Source organism: Avibacterium sp. 20-132 (genome assembly GCF_023611925.1).
Classification (GTDB): Bacteria; Pseudomonadota; Gammaproteobacteria; order Enterobacterales; family Pasteurellaceae; genus Avibacterium.
Map to the genome: position 1 here is coordinate 1,229,019 of NZ_CP091456.1, position 15,662 is coordinate 1,244,680.

Annotated in this window: 20 protein-coding genes; 9 read left to right on the forward strand and 11 right to left on the reverse strand. The window is 40.4% G+C overall.

The window, feature by feature from the left end:
* Positions 1 to 41: 41 nt before the first annotated feature.
* From L4F93_RS05830 to L4F93_RS05870, 9 genes are all read left to right on the forward strand, one after another.
* On the forward strand, positions 42 to 779 hold the full coding sequence (locus tag L4F93_RS05830) for a heme ABC transporter permease (protein WP_250351531.1): 738 nt from the start codon (positions 42 to 44) through the stop codon (positions 777 to 779).
* Positions 780 to 886: 107 nt separating this feature from the next.
* Entirely contained in the window at positions 887 to 1,090 is a 204-nt protein-coding gene (gene ccmD, locus L4F93_RS05835) for a heme exporter protein CcmD (protein ID WP_250351532.1), read from the forward strand.
* Positions 1,087 to 1,602, forward strand: coding sequence for a cytochrome c maturation protein CcmE (gene ccmE, locus L4F93_RS05840; RefSeq protein ID WP_250351533.1), 516 nt, complete (start codon positions 1,087 to 1,089; stop codon positions 1,600 to 1,602). Before ccmD ends, ccmE begins: the two co-directional genes overlap by 4 nt.
* Positions 1,602 to 3,551: a heme lyase CcmF/NrfE family subunit gene (locus L4F93_RS05845; protein WP_250351534.1), complete on the forward strand. Its 1,950-nt coding sequence runs from the start codon at positions 1,602 to 1,604 to the stop codon at positions 3,549 to 3,551. Before ccmE ends, L4F93_RS05845 begins: the two co-directional genes overlap by 1 nt.
* A gap of 19 nt (positions 3,552 to 3,570) precedes the next feature.
* Positions 3,571 to 4,116, forward strand: coding sequence for a DsbE family thiol:disulfide interchange protein (locus L4F93_RS05850; protein ID WP_250351535.1), 546 nt, complete (start codon positions 3,571 to 3,573; stop codon positions 4,114 to 4,116).
* Positions 4,116 to 4,598, forward strand: coding sequence for a cytochrome c-type biogenesis protein (locus L4F93_RS05855; RefSeq protein ID WP_250351536.1), 483 nt, complete (start codon positions 4,116 to 4,118; stop codon positions 4,596 to 4,598). Before L4F93_RS05850 ends, L4F93_RS05855 begins: the two co-directional genes overlap by 1 nt.
* Positions 4,599 to 4,601: 3 nt before the next feature.
* Positions 4,602 to 5,501 (forward strand): c-type cytochrome biogenesis protein CcmI, encoded by a 900-nt coding sequence (gene ccmI, locus L4F93_RS05860; RefSeq protein WP_250351537.1) that lies wholly within the window; start codon positions 4,602 to 4,604, stop codon positions 5,499 to 5,501.
* 118 nt (positions 5,502 to 5,619) lie between these two features.
* Entirely contained in the window at positions 5,620 to 6,015 is a 396-nt protein-coding gene (gene gloA2 / locus L4F93_RS05865) for an SMU1112c/YaeR family gloxylase I-like metalloprotein (protein ID WP_250351538.1), read from the forward strand.
* A gap of 16 nt (positions 6,016 to 6,031) precedes the next feature.
* A complete protein-coding gene (locus tag L4F93_RS05870; RefSeq protein WP_250351539.1) occupies positions 6,032 to 6,607 on the forward strand; it encodes a hypothetical protein in 576 nt (191 codons plus the stop codon).
* A gap of 121 nt (positions 6,608 to 6,728) precedes the next feature.
* Here L4F93_RS05870 and hda read toward each other — a convergent pair whose 3' ends face one another.
* The 11 genes from hda to hisB form a co-directional block, all read right to left on the reverse strand.
* Positions 6,729 to 7,418 carry a DnaA regulatory inactivator Hda gene (gene hda / locus L4F93_RS05875; RefSeq protein ID WP_268741072.1) on the reverse strand — a complete coding sequence of 230 codons (690 nt, stop codon included), beginning with the start codon at positions 7,416 to 7,418 and terminating at the stop codon, positions 6,729 to 6,731.
* A gap of 106 nt (positions 7,419 to 7,524) precedes the next feature.
* A complete protein-coding gene (locus tag L4F93_RS05880) occupies positions 7,525 to 8,778 on the reverse strand; it encodes a nucleobase:cation symporter-2 family protein (protein ID WP_250351540.1) in 1,254 nt (417 codons plus the stop codon).
* Between the two features lie 99 nt (positions 8,779 to 8,877).
* Positions 8,878 to 9,504, reverse strand: a complete 627-nt coding sequence (gene upp, locus L4F93_RS05885; RefSeq protein WP_250351541.1) for a uracil phosphoribosyltransferase — start codon at positions 9,502 to 9,504, stop codon at positions 8,878 to 8,880.
* A 150-nt stretch (positions 9,505 to 9,654) separates the two neighbouring features.
* The gene (locus L4F93_RS05890) at positions 9,655 to 10,158 is read right to left on the reverse strand and encodes a chorismate--pyruvate lyase family protein (RefSeq protein WP_250351542.1); all 504 of its coding nucleotides are present in this window, start codon (positions 10,156 to 10,158) and stop codon (positions 9,655 to 9,657) included.
* Positions 10,159 to 10,167: 9 nt separating this feature from the next.
* Positions 10,168 to 10,794, reverse strand: coding sequence for a bifunctional phosphoribosyl-AMP cyclohydrolase/phosphoribosyl-ATP diphosphatase HisIE (gene hisIE / locus L4F93_RS05895; RefSeq protein WP_250351543.1), 627 nt, complete (start codon positions 10,792 to 10,794; stop codon positions 10,168 to 10,170).
* A 1-nt stretch (position 10,795) separates the two neighbouring features.
* On the reverse strand, positions 10,796 to 11,575 hold the full coding sequence (gene hisF / locus L4F93_RS05900; RefSeq protein ID WP_250351544.1) for an imidazole glycerol phosphate synthase subunit HisF: 780 nt from the start codon (positions 11,573 to 11,575) through the stop codon (positions 10,796 to 10,798).
* The gene (hisA, locus tag L4F93_RS05905) at positions 11,557 to 12,306 is read right to left on the reverse strand and encodes a 1-(5-phosphoribosyl)-5-[(5-phosphoribosylamino)methylideneamino]imidazole-4-carboxamide isomerase (protein ID WP_250351545.1); all 750 of its coding nucleotides are present in this window, start codon (positions 12,304 to 12,306) and stop codon (positions 11,557 to 11,559) included. Before hisA ends, hisF begins: the two co-directional genes overlap by 19 nt.
* A gap of 23 nt (positions 12,307 to 12,329) precedes the next feature.
* Positions 12,330 to 12,824: a protein disulfide oxidoreductase gene (locus L4F93_RS05910; RefSeq protein ID WP_250351546.1), complete on the reverse strand. Its 495-nt coding sequence runs from the start codon at positions 12,822 to 12,824 to the stop codon at positions 12,330 to 12,332.
* Positions 12,824 to 13,417: an imidazole glycerol phosphate synthase subunit HisH gene (hisH, locus tag L4F93_RS05915; protein ID WP_250351547.1), complete on the reverse strand. Its 594-nt coding sequence runs from the start codon at positions 13,415 to 13,417 to the stop codon at positions 12,824 to 12,826. The genes L4F93_RS05910 and hisH overlap by 1 nt, the downstream gene beginning before the upstream one ends.
* A gap of 15 nt (positions 13,418 to 13,432) precedes the next feature.
* Entirely contained in the window at positions 13,433 to 14,446 is a 1,014-nt protein-coding gene (locus L4F93_RS05920; RefSeq protein WP_250351548.1) for a PDDEXK nuclease domain-containing protein, read from the reverse strand.
* 32 nt (positions 14,447 to 14,478) lie between these two features.
* Complete coding sequence (gene hisB, locus L4F93_RS05925; protein WP_250351549.1) at positions 14,479 to 15,573, reverse strand: bifunctional histidinol-phosphatase/imidazoleglycerol-phosphate dehydratase HisB; 1,095 nt, start codon at positions 15,571 to 15,573, stop codon at positions 14,479 to 14,481.
* Positions 15,574 to 15,662 lie beyond the last annotated feature (89 nt).

Sequence of the window (15,662 nt, forward strand, 5' to 3'; positions counted from 1 at the left end):
AGAAACTGATTTTTGATTTTAAAGTAAGGAAAATATTCATTATGTGGAAATGGCTTCACCCTTATGCTAAACCAGAAACGCAATATCGCGTATGTGGAAAATTACTTCCTTGGTTTGCCATACTTTCAACCTTATTCATTGCGACGGCTTTAGTATGGGGCTTAGCTTATGCACCAGCAGACTACCAACAAGGTAATAGCTTTCGCATTATGTATATTCACGTTCCGGCAGCCATTTGGTCAATGAGTATTTATGTGTCAATGGCGATTGCGGGAATCATTGGTTTAGTGTGGCAAATTCGCCAAGCGCATCTTTCAATTATTGCGATGGCACCAATTGGTATGGTATTTACTTTTATCGCCTTAGTAACTGGGGCGATTTGGGGAAAACCTATGTGGGGAACGTGGTGGGTGTGGGATGCACGCTTAACCGCATCATTAATTTTATTTTTCTTATATTTAGGCGTGATTGCGTTGTATTCCGCATTCCAAGATCGCACAACAGGAATGAAAGCTGCCGCTATTTTATCTATTGTCGGTGTTATCAATATTCCGATTATCCACTTCTCTGTGGAATGGTGGAATACCTTGCACCAAGGCGCGAGTATCACCAAATTTGAAAAGCCATCTATTGCAACGCCGATGTTGATCCCACTGATTTTATCTATTTTGGGCTTTATGGCATTAACCATTTGTTTAACCTTAGTGCGTTATCGTTTAGCCTTATTAAATGATGAGAAAAAACGCCCTTGGGTAAAAATGTTAGTAAATAGCAAATAAATTTTGCATAAATTTGCACCGCACTTTTATTTTTTAAACATAATGTGGGGAGAAAACTAAAGTGCGGTGGTTTTTCAACGAATTTTTAATTTTATAAGGATAAGAGAATGTTTTTTAACTCTGTGAGTGATTTTCTAAATATGGGGGGCTATGGGTTTTACGTCTGGCTTTCCTATGGCATTTCTTTCTTAGCCATTGTAGGCTTGATCTTGCAAGGGGTGATGAGTAAGAAAAATCTCATTAATGAAATTAAACGTGAACAACAACGTGCCCAATATGAACAAAAACGTAGAACGGGGGAAAGCCTATGAATCCAAGACGTAAATCTCGTTTAACCATTGTTTTATTTGTGTTAGTCGGTCTTGCGGTGGCGTCATCGCTGGTGTTGTATGCGTTGCGTCAAAATATTGATTTATTTTATACACCAACAGAAGTACTTTATGGCAAAAATGAGAATGCGGAAACCAAACCGCACGTTGGGCAACGTATCCGTGTTGGCGGAATGGTGGTGGAAGGCTCAGTAAAACGTGATGCGAAAAGCCTGAAAGTGGTATTTGATCTCAATGATATTGGGCCTTCAATTACGGTGGAATATGAAGGCATTTTGCCTGATTTATTCCGTGAAGGGCAGGGCATTGTTGCACAAGGAGTATTAAAAACCCCGACTGTGCTAGAAGCCAGTGAAGTATTGGCAAAACACGATGAGAATTATGTTCCACCCGAATTAGGCGAACAAATGAAAAAAGTGCATAAGCCAATGGGCATTTCAGATTTAAGCCATGAAAGCGAACGTGATCGTCAAGAAAAACGAGAAGGTAAATAATGATTGCGGAATTAGGAAATTATGCGTTAGCCCTAAGTTTAGGCATTGCATTATTATTGGCGATATTCCCTTTATATGGGGCAGAAAAAAATAATGTCCAACTGATGGCATTAGCACGTCCAATGACCTATGGATTATTTGTGGCATTGAGTTTGGCATTTGCGTGCTTATTTTATCTATTCGCGACCAATGATTTTTCTGTGCAATATGTGGTCAATAATTCAAATACAACGTTACCTTTGGCTTATCGCTTATCTGCGGTATGGGGATCGCACGAAGGCTCATTATTGCTATGGATTTGGTTGCTCACCTTATGGAGTGCTGCGGTAGCCTTTTTCAGCAAGCCGTTACCGCAAGAAGCGGTTGCGCGCGTGTTAGGCGTGATGGGGGTTATTACGATTGGTTTTTTGATTTTTGTTCTCTTCACATCGAACCCTTTTACACGTACCTTTCCAAATTTTCCAGTGGAAGGGCGAGAATTAAATCCTTTATTGCAAGATGTGGGCTTAATTTTCCACCCGCCCCTGCTTTATATGGGCTATGTGGGATTTTCAGTGGCATTTGCTTTTTCCATTGCCTCATTAATGACGGGCAAACTGGATACCGCGTGGGCAAGATGGTCAAGACCTTGGACAATGGCCGCTTGGGTGTTTTTAACCTTAGGGATCGTACTTGGTTCTTGGTGGGCGTATTATGAACTCGGCTGGGGCGGCTGGTGGTTCTGGGATCCGGTAGAAAACGCCTCATTAATGCCTTGGTTGGCAGGAACGGCGTTATTGCATTCGCTTGCGGTAACCGAAAAGCGGGGAGCATTTAAAGCTTGGACAGTATTGCTGGCGATTTTAGCCTTTTCCCTTTGTTTGCTCGGCACATTCCTTGTGCGTTCGGGTATTTTAGTGTCTGTACACGCCTTTGCTTCTGATCCAACCCGTGGACTCTATATTTTAGCGTATTTGATCGTCGTGATTGGTGGCTCACTGACCTTGTATGCTTACAAAGGCAACCGCATTCGTTCAAGAGATAATGCAGAACGTTATTCGCGCGAAACGATGTTGTTACTCAATAATATCCTTTTAATGACCGCACTTGCTGTGGTGTTTTTAGGTACATTATTGCCTTTAGTGCATAAACAACTTGGCTTGGGGAGCATTTCTATCGGTGCGCCATTCTTCGATCAAATGTTCCTTTATATTATGATCCCTTTTGCTTTATTACTTGGTATTGGACCGTTGGTAAAATGGCGTAGAGATCAATTTTCTGCTATCCGAACGCCGGTCATTCTTAGCCTAATTTTGATGTTAATTGCGGGGGTTGCGTTGCCTTATTGGTTACAAGATCGTATCACGGCAACCTCTGTGCTAGGCGTGATGATGTCGGTGATCATCACCGTATTAGCCTTATACGAATTACAACAGCGAGCTACTCACCGCCATCACTTTTTTGCAGGGCTAAGTAAACTTTCCCGTTCCCATTGGGGAATGGTGTTGGCACATCTCGGCGTGGCGATGACCGTCTGGGGGATTGCCTTTAGCCAAAATTACAGCATTGAACGTGATGTGCGAATGAACGTTGGTGATAGCATTGAGATTGCAGGCTATGATTTTAAATTCCAAGGGATTAGTGATGCGAATGGGCCAAACTATCTTGGTGGCAAGGCAGAAATTGAAATCAGTAAAAATGGTCAATATGAAGCCACGCTGTATGCTGAAAAACGCTTTTACACGGTAAGTAAAATGTCAATGACAGAAGCGGCGATTGATTGGGGCTTTGCACGCGATCTCTATGTGGCATTAGGTGAAAGCCTTGGCAACGGCGCGTGGGCATTACGTTTATATTATAAACCGTTTATTCGTTGGATTTGGCTCGGTGGTCTCTTTATGGCGTTAGGCGGCTTGCTCTGTATGCTTGATCGACGTTACCGTTTCAAACAGTTATTAACGAAGGCTTAAACAGAATAAGAAGGTTATAATGAATAAAAAATATGCAATTCCGCTAATTTTATTTTTGGCATTGAGTATTGCCTTTTTCGTTCAATTACAGCGTAATTCCAACGGCGATGATCCCAAAGCGTTGGAAAGTGCGTTAGTGGGAAAACCTGTGCCAACGGCAATGTTGCAAGATCTGTTTGACAACAAAACGCACGAGCAACGTATTTTTCAGCAAGGCAAGCCAATCTTATTGAATGTATGGGCAACTTGGTGTCCCACCTGCTACGCGGAACATCAATATTTAAATCAGCTTCATTCACAAGGGATAACCATTATCGGGGTAGATTATAAAGACAAAACGGATAAGGCGATTAAATGGTTAAAAGAGTTAGGCAATCCTTATCAGCTTGTGATTAAAGATGAAAAAGGGGCTTTTGGACTTGATTTAGGCGTCTATGGCGCACCAGAAACCTTCATTATTGATGGCAAAGGCATCATTCATTATCGCTATGCAGGTGATGTGAACGAAAAAGTCTGGCAAAGCACGTTACAGCCAATTTATCAAAAATTAATGGAACAAAAATAATGCGAAAAATTCCTTATTTTTTTACCGCACTTTTATTTTTTGCTATCACCGCCAAGGCAGCGATTGAGGTGCGGAATTTTGCGTCAGCACAACAGGAACAAGATTATCAAACCCTCACCCAAGAGCTACGTTGCCCGCAGTGTCAGAACAATAATATTGCAGATTCTAATGCCACCATTGCGGTGGATATGCGCGAAAAAGTTTATCAATTGCTCAATCAAGGACAAACTAAACAGCAAGTGGTGGATTATATGGTGCAACGTTATGGCAACTTTGTTACCTACAACCCACCGCTCACGCCAGCTACGCTATTACTTTGGATTGTACCGATTGGCTTGGTGTTATTTGGTGGTATTTTAGTGTTACGCCGCAAACCCAAAACACAAATTCAGGCAAAGCAAAGTGCGGTACAAATGGATGATGAAAAATTAACCCAAGCAGAACAGCAACGTTTAGCAAAATTATTAGCAGATAAGGAATAATCAATGAATTTTTGGCTCATTAGTCTAGGCGTAACACTCTTGATTACAGTGATTTGTTTCTATCCCTTATTATTTTCAAGCAAAACCGAACAGGATAGTAATAAGCGAAATAAGTTAAATAAAGCCTTTTATCTTAATCGGTTAAAAGAACTTGAGGATGATGAACAACAAGGCTTAATTGAAGATACCCCGCAGTTACGCACAGAATTGCAACAAACCTTATTGCAAGATATTCCTGAAAATGAACCCCTTCAACAAGATCATAAACAATATGGCAAAATTTGGTTTATTTCAGGTTTTCTTGCGTTGGTTATTCTGGCGGGATTAGGCTATATGCGTGTAGGGGCGTGGCAACAAGAGGCAATGCTTGAAAAAACTTATCAAAAATTACCGCACTTTTATGAACGCTTAAAGGAAGAAGAAAGTAAGCCAATGAATGAGCAAGAATTACAGCAGTTTGCGATGGCTTTGCGTTTGAAATTGCAAAAAGAGCCAAATAATGCAGCAGATTGGTGGACGCTTGGGCAGGCGGCAATGAATCTTAATGATGCACGTTTGGCTTATGACAGCTATGCAAGAGCGGTAAAATTAGATCCTGAAAATAAGGAATATCAGCTTTCTTATGCACGTATATTAATGTTCTCTGATGACCAAACGGATAAAAATAAAGGTATGGAGTTACTCAAAGGCGTACTGCGTAAAGATCATACGAATTTACAGGCGTTAGGTTTGTTGGCTTTTCAATATTTTGAAGCTGAAGAATATAAAATGGCTGCGGTTACTTGGGCAATGATGCTGCGTTTAATTCCCAAAGATGATCCTAGAGTCGCATTATTAGAAAAAAGTATCCGTGCAGCACGTGATGCGCAAGAAGAAAAAGAGAAGGCAAATCAGAAAAACTAATGATGTGTGGCGTCGCGCCATTTGAAATACGCTAATCTTATCTTTTTCCTATTTGAGCGATAATTCCACATTTTACTGAAAAAATGATATAGTGGAGCGATTGTTGCGTGGAGGATAAATGAATTCATTATTTTTAGGTTTTCATCATATTGCGATTATTGCGTCAGATTATGCAAAATCTAAACATTTTTACACGCAAATTTTGCAGGCAAAGGTGATTCAAGAAACCTATCGAGCAGAGCGAGACAGCTATAAACTGGATCTTGCTTTGCCCGATGGCAGTCAAATTGAGCTGTTTTCCTTTCCCAACCCGCCAGCCAGAGTGACAAAACCAGAAGCTTGCGGTTTACGCCATTTGGCATTTAAAGTAAAGCATATTCATCAAGTTGTGGCGTATTTAGCCCAACATTGCATTTTTTGTGAACCTATCAGAGTCGATGAATTAACGGGTAAGCAGTTTACCTTTTTTCAAGATCCAGATGGGTTACCTTTGGAACTATACGAAATTGAGTAAAATATTTGGTAACAAAATGAAAAAGTTAAATATAGCAACGGCTATCTTCCTTAGCTTTTCTAGCCATTTCATTATGGCAGTTGAAGAAACGGCAGAGCCTTCTGGTTATGTGGAAGTTTTTCGTTTTTCTGAAAGTGAGCCAGAAAATCAAACCTATGTGAGCAAGGAAGAATCGAAGCTTCTTAATCCTAAGAAAATGAGCGATGCAGAAAAACTCGCCAAAAGTATTGAGTTTGAAGTGTATGAGGTGAGTGAAAATCGTGTTGCACACACGGTATTCAAATCTGGTGCGGGGATTTGTCGAGGGTTTAGATCACATTATGGCGTTGATATGACCGATTCTCGTACTTATTATATTGACCAAGCTAATAATGAATATTATGCAAGCATTGCAGGTGCCACCATTTATTCTAAAAATGCGCCAGAAAATGTGCAATATGCGCCTGTATTTAACATTCAAGATGAAAAAATTGCACAGCAGGTGCAAGATGAAGAAAATAAATACGGTAAACAAGTTGCAACACAAAATATTGCAAAAAATTCAGAAATGCTGAAAAAAACAATTTGTAAACAAGATTATTATCGTCGTTGAAAATGAAAATACGAGAAAGCGACCGCGGTGTTACTCGTCGTACATAAGGAAGCGGCAACGCTGTATGATTTTTATTTGGAATGACGATAACATACTGAGAGGGAAGGGGAATACCTTCCCTTTATAGTTTTAAAATCTCTTTCACGAAAGGAATCGTCAGTTTACGCTGTGCTTGTAAAGAGGCTTTATCTAAGTCTGCCAATGCTTGGAACAGCGTGTGCATATCACGATTAAGGCGTTTTAGCAGAAAATTAGCGGTTTCATCGGGCAGTTCTATGCCACGAGAATGTGCTTTTTGTTGTAATACCTTGATTTTCTGTTCATCATCTAAAGATACAAGCTGATAACTTTCCCCCCAAGATAAACGTGATCTCAAATCAGGCAATTTCGCTGGTAGCGCATTTGGTGATTGATTGGCACTGATGAGTAAAATACCTCGCCCTTGTTCTCGCATACGATTAATCAGATCAAAAATTGCGAGTTCCCATTCATCATTACCAATCACAGCTTGAATATCATCTAAGCAGACCAAATCTTGCTGCTCCAAATTTTCCAGCACTTCAGGGGAGAAATATTGTGATTTGCTTAATGGTACATAAATAGAAGGGCGTTGCTGCACTAAAAATTCATTAGAACAGGCTTTTAGCAAATGGGTTTTGCCGCTACTTTTTGTTCCCCATATATAGAAAAATTGCTGTTTTAATTCAGTAAAATTTTTATGCAAGGAATCGAGCAACAATAAATTATTGTCAGCATAAAAATTATCTAGAGTTTCTTCATCAATTTGATGAATGGGAAGCGGTAACTGCAAATCTAATAACCAATGTGTTCGTAAACTAAAGTGCGGTAAGAATATACAAAAAAAATAGGGATAAATAAAGCCTACCCCTATTTTCTACGTTGAATTTGGTGAAATTTTATTCTTGAATTTCTACCTGATCTTTCGCTTTTGGCAAAATCAGGTTAAGAAGGATCGCCACAACCGCACACAAACTAATACCTTTTAATGAAATTTCGCCGAAGTTCACGAACATTCCACCAATACCAAAAGTCATCACCACAGAAATAATGCACAGATTGCGTGCTTCGGTAACATCGACTTTGCCACGGATCAAGGTACTCATTCCGACCACTGCAATAGAGCCAAATACCAGCATCATTATGCCTCCCATTACGATGGTTGGAATGGTGGAAAGAAATGCCCCCACTTTTCCACAGAAAGAAATGGCAATTGCCCATACGGCAGCCCACGTCATAATCGTTGGATTGAAGTTACGGGTAAGCATAACAGCCCCTGTTACTTCCGCATAGGTGGTATTTGGTGGACCACCTAATAATGATGCCGCAGTGGTTGCGACACCATCACCGAGTAATGTGCGGTGTAATCCCGGTTTTTTCAGAAAATCTTTACTCGTTACGGAGCTAATCGCCATAATTCCGCCAACGTGTTCTACCGCAGGAGCAATCGCAATTGGAAGTAAGTATAAAATGGCTTCTAGCTTAAATTCTGGCGTGGTGATATGCGGTAAACTAAACCAAGGGGCATCAAGGACAGGCTGGAAATTAATTAAGCCTAAGAATAAGCATAAAATATAACCGACCGTAATACCAAACATAATTGGAATCAGTTTCATTATTCCTTTAGCAAAAACCGCCACTGCCAGTGTCGTTAAGAGTGTTGCCATAGAAACTAAAACTGCATCATTATATTGATATGCTGAGTTTTTCCCAAGTGCCATATCTACCGCAACAGGTGCAAGTCCCATACCGATAATAATAATAACAGGGCCTACCACGACAGGCGGAAAGATCTTTTGTAAGGCTTCCGCACCTTTTAGTTTTACCAGTGTGCTTAACGCAAAATAGACTAAGCCAGTGCAAGCTAGCCCGCCCATTGTTACGGCAATCCCCCAAGTCGCAACGCCATATTGGATTGGCGCAATAAAAGCAAAAGAAGAAGCAAGAAAAATGGGGACTTGTTTACCCGTGCATAATTGGAAAAGTAATGTTCCTACCCCTGCAGTTAATAATGCGGTATTTGCATCTAAGCCTGTAATAAGGGGAACAAGTACTAGTGCGCCAAAAGCAACAAATAACATTTGCAAGCCTACAAAGGCTTGTTTGGCTTTGTTTTCCACCTCAATAGGTGCATTTGGATTGGTTTTTATCATTTTAAGTTTCAACTCTCTGTCTGAATTAACTTTAAAAAAACGTTTTATTTGCATAAAACGCACGGAAAAAAAACGGCATAAATGCCGTTTTTAAAAAGATTATTTTGTACCAAAAATTTTATCACCGGCATCACCTAAGCCCGGGATAATATAGCCTTGTTCATTTAATTTTTGATCGATAGAAGCGGTATATAATTCTACATCTGGATGGGCTTTTTCTAATGCGGCAATGCCTTCAGGTGCGGCTACTAACACTAATACTTTAATTTGGTTACAGCCTTTTTCTTTTAATAAATCAATTGTGGCAATCATTGATCCCCCTGTTGCTAACATAGGATCAACGACAATGGCTAAACGTTCTTCTAAATCGCTTGCTAATTTTTGGAAATAAGGAACTGGCTCAAGGGTTTCCTCATTACGATACATACCAACTACGCTAATTCTCGCACTTGGAATATGCTCTAACACTCCGTCCATCATTCCTAAACCAGCACGTAAAATCGGCACAACCGTCACTTTTTTGCCTTTAATTCGATCTACTTCTACAGGCCCACACCAACCATCAATAATCACTTTTTCAGTTTCTAAATCAGCGGTTGCTTCATAGGTTAATAAACTCCCTACTTCAGTAGCGAGTTCACGGAAGTGTTTGGTACTAACATCAGCCGCACGCATTAAACCTAATTTGTGTTTCACTAATGGATGTTTAACTTCAACAATTTTCATCTTTAACCCCTTATTCGACCCGTAAAAATAAAATCGACAAATTCTAAATCAAAGTGATCAAAATGAACAGCAAAATTATGCAAAATCAATGAAAAAAGTGCGGTGTTTTTTCATTCATTTTTTTGATGTCTCACTCATATAAAGAAAGAGCTAGACTGGGAAAGAGAAATTATCAAGAAATAACTCTTTGATTTGTAAAACATATCCTTTGAGGTCAAAATCTGAATAACGTGCATATAAGCCAGTTTCAGGATCTTGTCGCCAATAAAGAGAGGTGCGTTGTATGGGTTGTTTGAATAACCACAAGCCAATAGGTTCATTATCTAGTTGCAATACATATTGTGCGACGTTATCAACGGTATCTTTAGGCAGGCGTGTTTGTGCAAAAATCCAAGGGATGTCATCGCCTTTCAGCAATACTTCGCGTAGCCAGACATCATTAAGTGCGGTGCTTTTTTCGGAAGTTTTTGTCGAGGAATTTGTTTGCCAGCCCTGATGAATGACCTCCACGGAAAGTTGCTGGCAGGCTTGTTGCAATTTCTGCGTTAGCGAACCTTGATGCTGTATCCATTGCGCTATTTCAGGTGTGGCAAAATGCCCTGATGTTTGCCAATCAGGGCGAGAGAGTAATTGACGATAGTGTGCAAAATTCATTTTTTAGACTTATTTTTGATGCCGTTCTTTCAGCTTCGCAATCACATCTGCCCAGCTTAAATTCGCGTCTTGCAGTAACACGGTTAAGTGATAGGCTAAATCTGCTGCCTCGCAAATGGTTTCCTCACGATCTTTTACTGTCGCTGCCAGTGCGGTTTCCACCCCTTCTTCCCCCACTTTTTGTGCGATGCGTTTTGTGCCGCGTGAATACAAATGGGCGGTGTAAGAGCTTTCAGGATCAGCCCCTTTGCGGCTCGCAATTAAACGTTCTAATTTACTAAAAAAGATCCAATCTGGCTCATCTTGTTTTTCAAATTGATGAAAACAACTTTCCGCCCCAGTATGACAAGTTTCGCCAATGGGATTAGCAAGGATTAATAAGGTGTCATTATCACAATCCAAACTCATATCCACCACATTAAGAAAATGCCCTGAAGTTTCTCCTTTTGTCCAAAGACGTTGCTTGGTGCGAGAATAAAAGGTAACCCGTTTTTCTGAAAGGGTTTTTTCTAGTGCTTCTGGGTTCATATAGCCTAGCATTAGCACTTCGCAAGTCGTCGCATTTTGCACGATAACCGGAAGTAAACCGTCCACTTTTTGCCAGTCTATGTTGGCGTTTAATACTTGATTTGTCATTTTATTCCTCACCTCTCACTTCAACTTTTTCATTGCGTAAATAACGTTTTAATTCACTAATATCAATAATCCGTTTATGAAACACGCTTGCTGCCAATGCACCGTCCACATTCGCTTCAATAAAGGCATCGCGGAAATGCACCATTTCGCCAGCACCGCCAGAGGCAATCAGTGGCAGGTTGCATACTTCACGCACTTTTTTAAGTTGCACTAAATCATAGCCATTACGTACACCGTCTTGGTTCATCATATTTAGCACGATTTCCCCCGCTCCGCGTTGTTGTACTTCTTTGACCCAATCTAATAACTGCCAATTTGTTTGGCGTGTACGTTTTTCATCGCCGGTATATTGATTAACCCAGTATTTTCCGGTTTCTTGCTCAAACCAACTATCAATACCAACCACAATGGCCTGAACACCAAATCGCTCCGCTAACCGTGTAATTAATGTGGGATCAGCAAGTGCGGGGGAATTTATTGAGATTTTATCCGCACCAAAAGTAAAAATTTGCTCCGCATCTGCAATGGTTTTAATTCCTCCTGCAACACAAAATGGAATATTGATTTCTTTCGCTACCCGCTCCACCCAGCTTTTATCCACCGTGCGCCCGTCTGATGAGGCGGTGATGTCGTAGAATACGAGTTCGTCTGCGCCCTCTTCTGCATAGCGTTTTGCCAAAGGAACAATATCCCCAATAATTTCGTGATTGCGAAATTGCACACCTTTTACCACCTGCCCATCACGCACGTCTAAACAAGGAATTATCCGTTTTGCCAACATTGAATCGCCTCCGCTAGGTTAAATTTTCCTTCTAATAATGCACGCCCGACAATCACGCCTGCGACGCCAGTGCCTTTTAATGCGGCAATATCTGCCAGTGAGCCAATACCACCAGAAGATTGAAATTCAATCTGTGGGAAAGCAGTGTAAATTTCTTGGTATAAGGCGACATTGGAGCCTTGTAATGTGCCATCACGGGAAATATCCGTACAAAGGACGTGTTGTAAGCCCACTTGATGGAACTCCTCAATGACTTGTTCTAAAGTAAGTGGACTGGTTTCTTGCCAGCCGTGAATGGCAATGCGTTTTTTACCCTCTACAATATGAATATCTAAGGCAAGAACAAATTTTTCTGCACCATAGTGAGTGAACCATTGTTTCACCATTTCAGGTTGTTTTACTGCCGTTGAACCAATCACCACGCGATTAGCACCGACGGAGAGTAAATCTGCCACATCTTGTTCCGTGCGGATACCGCCCCCTACTTGAATATTGGCTTGGGTTGCCGCAATGATTTCACCAATAAGCTTGGTTTGACGTTTGCTTGGATCTTTCGCTCCCGTTAAATCTACCAAATGTAACTGCTTCGCACCTTGCGATAAATAATGCTGAAATTGAGCAATGGGGTTATCGCTATATTGTGTTTGCTGCGCGTAATCCCCTTGATATAAACGCACCACTTTGCCGTCAATGAGATCAAGTGCGGGGATAATTTGTGATGTTTTTTTCATTGTTATTTTCTCTTTTGGATTTATTAACTAAGCCATAAACGTAATTTTAAGCCCCAAGGACTACTTAATCCTGTGGTGGTATGCACAATTTTGCCATTTTTAATAATGATAATACTTGGTGTTACCTGAATTTGCCATTGGGCGGAAAGTGTCCCCTGTGGATCATTTACGGTCAAAAAATTATATTGGTGTTGCTGTAGATAGTCTTGTACCGCCTGATCATTGCCCGATTTTAATGCCACGCTAATGACTTGTATGCCCTCATTGGCAAGGCTTGCGATGCTTGGTGAAGTCAGTGAACAAATACTGCACCAACTTCCCCAAAAGTAAAGTAGCACGGGCTTTTCTTTACTGAGTTTGGCTAACTGAATGCGTTCCCCCGCCAACGTTATCAATGGTTGTTGCAACGCATTTTCAGGGACATTGGGGCGCCGCCAATAATCTATTGCGAGAGAGATAACGCCAAACAATAAGGCAAAAATGAGCAGATTTTTCACCGCACTTTGGATTTTGTTCATTACAGATTTTCCATAAAATTGCGCAATAACTGTTCGCCTACTTTGCCTGAACGCTCAGGGTGAAATTGCACGCCATAGAAATTTTTTCTCGCAATCGCTGCAGAAAATGGCACGCCATAATCGCAGGTAGCAATCGTATTTTCATTTGGCAAAACGGCATAGCTATGCACAAAATAAAAATAGCTGTCTTGCGGAATGTTTTTAAATAATGGGTGGTTATCCTGATAATTTACCTTATTCCAGCCCATATGGGGTAATGGTAACCCTTTATTTGGCAAACATTGCGTGTTACCGCGAATAAGTTTCAGCGTTTCCACATCACCTTCCGTAGAATAATCTGTCATTAGCTGCATTCCCAAACAGATGCCTAAAACTGGCTGCGTAAGCTGAGTTAAAACGTGGGTTAATTGATGGGCTTGCATACTTTGCATTGCGGCCAATGCCGTTCCCACTCCCGGTAAAATAAGCTTTTCAGCACGCTGAATTTTGGCAAGATCATCGGTAATATCCGCTTGATAACCTAATCGCTCAAACGCAAATTTCACCGAAGAAAGATTAGCGCAGCCTGTGTTGATGATAGTAATGGTTTGCATTGTTTTCTGAGTATCCTAGTTTTCTTGTTGTTTTTGTTCAAAATTTTCAATTTCTTTGCGTATTTCTGTCAGCAATAATTCTTCTGACGGTAGATAAAGTTGATATTGACTAGCAAAAATTTGCTGTTGATTTTCAGGTAAGGAAAATTTCACTACGCTATCATTCTTATCTGCACATAATAAAATCCCAATGGTTGGGTTTTCTCGTGGCAGCTTTTCAACACGATCAAAATAATTGACATACATTTGTAACTGTCCTAAATCCTGATGGGTTAATTTATGGGTTTTGATTTCGATAATCACAAAACATTGCAGTAAGCGATTATATAAAACGAGATCCACGAAAAAATCATCACCCTCAAGATGTAAACGTTTCTGCCGTGCAACAAAAGAAAAGCCATTACCTAATTCAAGCAAAAATTCCTGTAAATGAGTAATAATCGCTTGTTCAAGATCTTTTTCATAATAGGCACTTTCACGTTGCAGCCCGAGAAATTCCAACACCATAGGATCTTTAATAATCTGTTTAGGATCATTAGGGATAAGCTGATTATTCGCCACTGCAAGCACGGTTTCTTTGTCGTTACTTAACAGTAAACGTTCATATAAACTACTATTAATTTGACGTTCTAACTGACGAGAACTCCAATTATTCTTGATACTTTCGGCAATGTAAAATTCGCGTTTATCAGGATCATTAATTGAAATTAAGCTTTTATACTGGGTCCAGTTTAATTGCGTCCGCAGTGCGGTCGCAATTGGAAAAGTTCGATAAAATTGACGGTAACGTTCTAGCTGACGAGCAGAAAACCCCGTACCAAACTCAGGTTGCAATTGTTTTGCAAGAGATTTGATCAAATAACTCCCATAATCCGCCCGCGCTTGCCCCTGCTGTTCTTCCTCGAAAATACGTTTACCAATGTGCCAATACATCAGCACACGTTGAAAATCTACCGCTCTTACCGCATTTTCACGAGATTGCGCGATGATTTGTTTAATATCAGTAATGATGGTGGTGTTACTTAGCATAGTCATTTCCCTTCAGACTTTACCCATAAGAATTAGAGTACCCCCTTACTACTCGGCAATTCATTCCCTTCAATTTTAATCGCTTGTCTTAGCGTTCGTCCAAACACTTTAAACAAACTTTCAATTTTATGGTGATCATTATCGCCTTCAGCGTTTAAATGCAAGGTTGCTAATAGGGTAAATGCGATAGATTGGAAGAAATGTTCCGTCATTTCAGTACTGAAATCACCAACTTTTTCGCGTTTAAATTGTGCATTAAATTTAATAAATGGGCGACCGGAAAGATCCATTGCGCATTCAGCTCGACATTCATCCATTGGTAATACGAAGCCAAAACGGGCGATGCCACGTTTATCACCAATGGCTTGTTTCAGTGCCGTGCCTAAGGCAAGGGCGGTATCCTCAACCGTGTGATGCTCATCAATCCAAAGGTCGCCTTTGCAATACACATTCATTCTAAAACCGCCGTGCGTGGCAATTTGATCAAGCATATGGTCAAAAAAACCTACGCCTGTTTTGATGTCATTATGTCCTGTTTCGTCTAGCCATACTTGAACTTTAATCTCTGTTTCTTTCGTTTTTCGTTCTACTTCAGCATAGCGTGGCTGACGGTTTCCTATGTTAGTAACAGGTTCGCCTAATAATTTTTCACTGATTAGATCCCAGTTTAATTTTTCAGGATGATATTGTAAGGCTCGAATGCCTAAATTTTCCGCCAATTGCACATCGGTTACACGATCGCCAATGACAAAACTGGTGGCGGGGTCAAATAATTCACGGTCGATATATTTTTGCAATAATTTGGTTTTTGGCTTACGGCAATCACAGTTATCTTCAGGCTTGTGCGGACAAATCAGCACATCGTCAAATTCAATACCTTGCGAGTTAAACAACGTCATCATTGTATTATGAGGGGCATCAAAATCAGCCTGTGGAAAAGAGGCAGTACCTAAACCGTCTTGGTTACTGACCATAACAAAGCGATATTTGTTTTTCAATTTGAGTAAGGCAGGGATAACGTTTTTTTCAAATTTTAATTTTTCTAGGCTATCAATTTGAAAGTCTGTTTTCGGTTCATCAATTAAGGTTCCGTCTCGATCAATAAATAAAATAGATTGTTGTGTCATTGGTGTTTCCTTATAAAGTAACGTCGTGTGTTTAATATTATCATCAGAAAATAAGATAAACGCGTATTTTTTCTTATTACGGGTTTAAA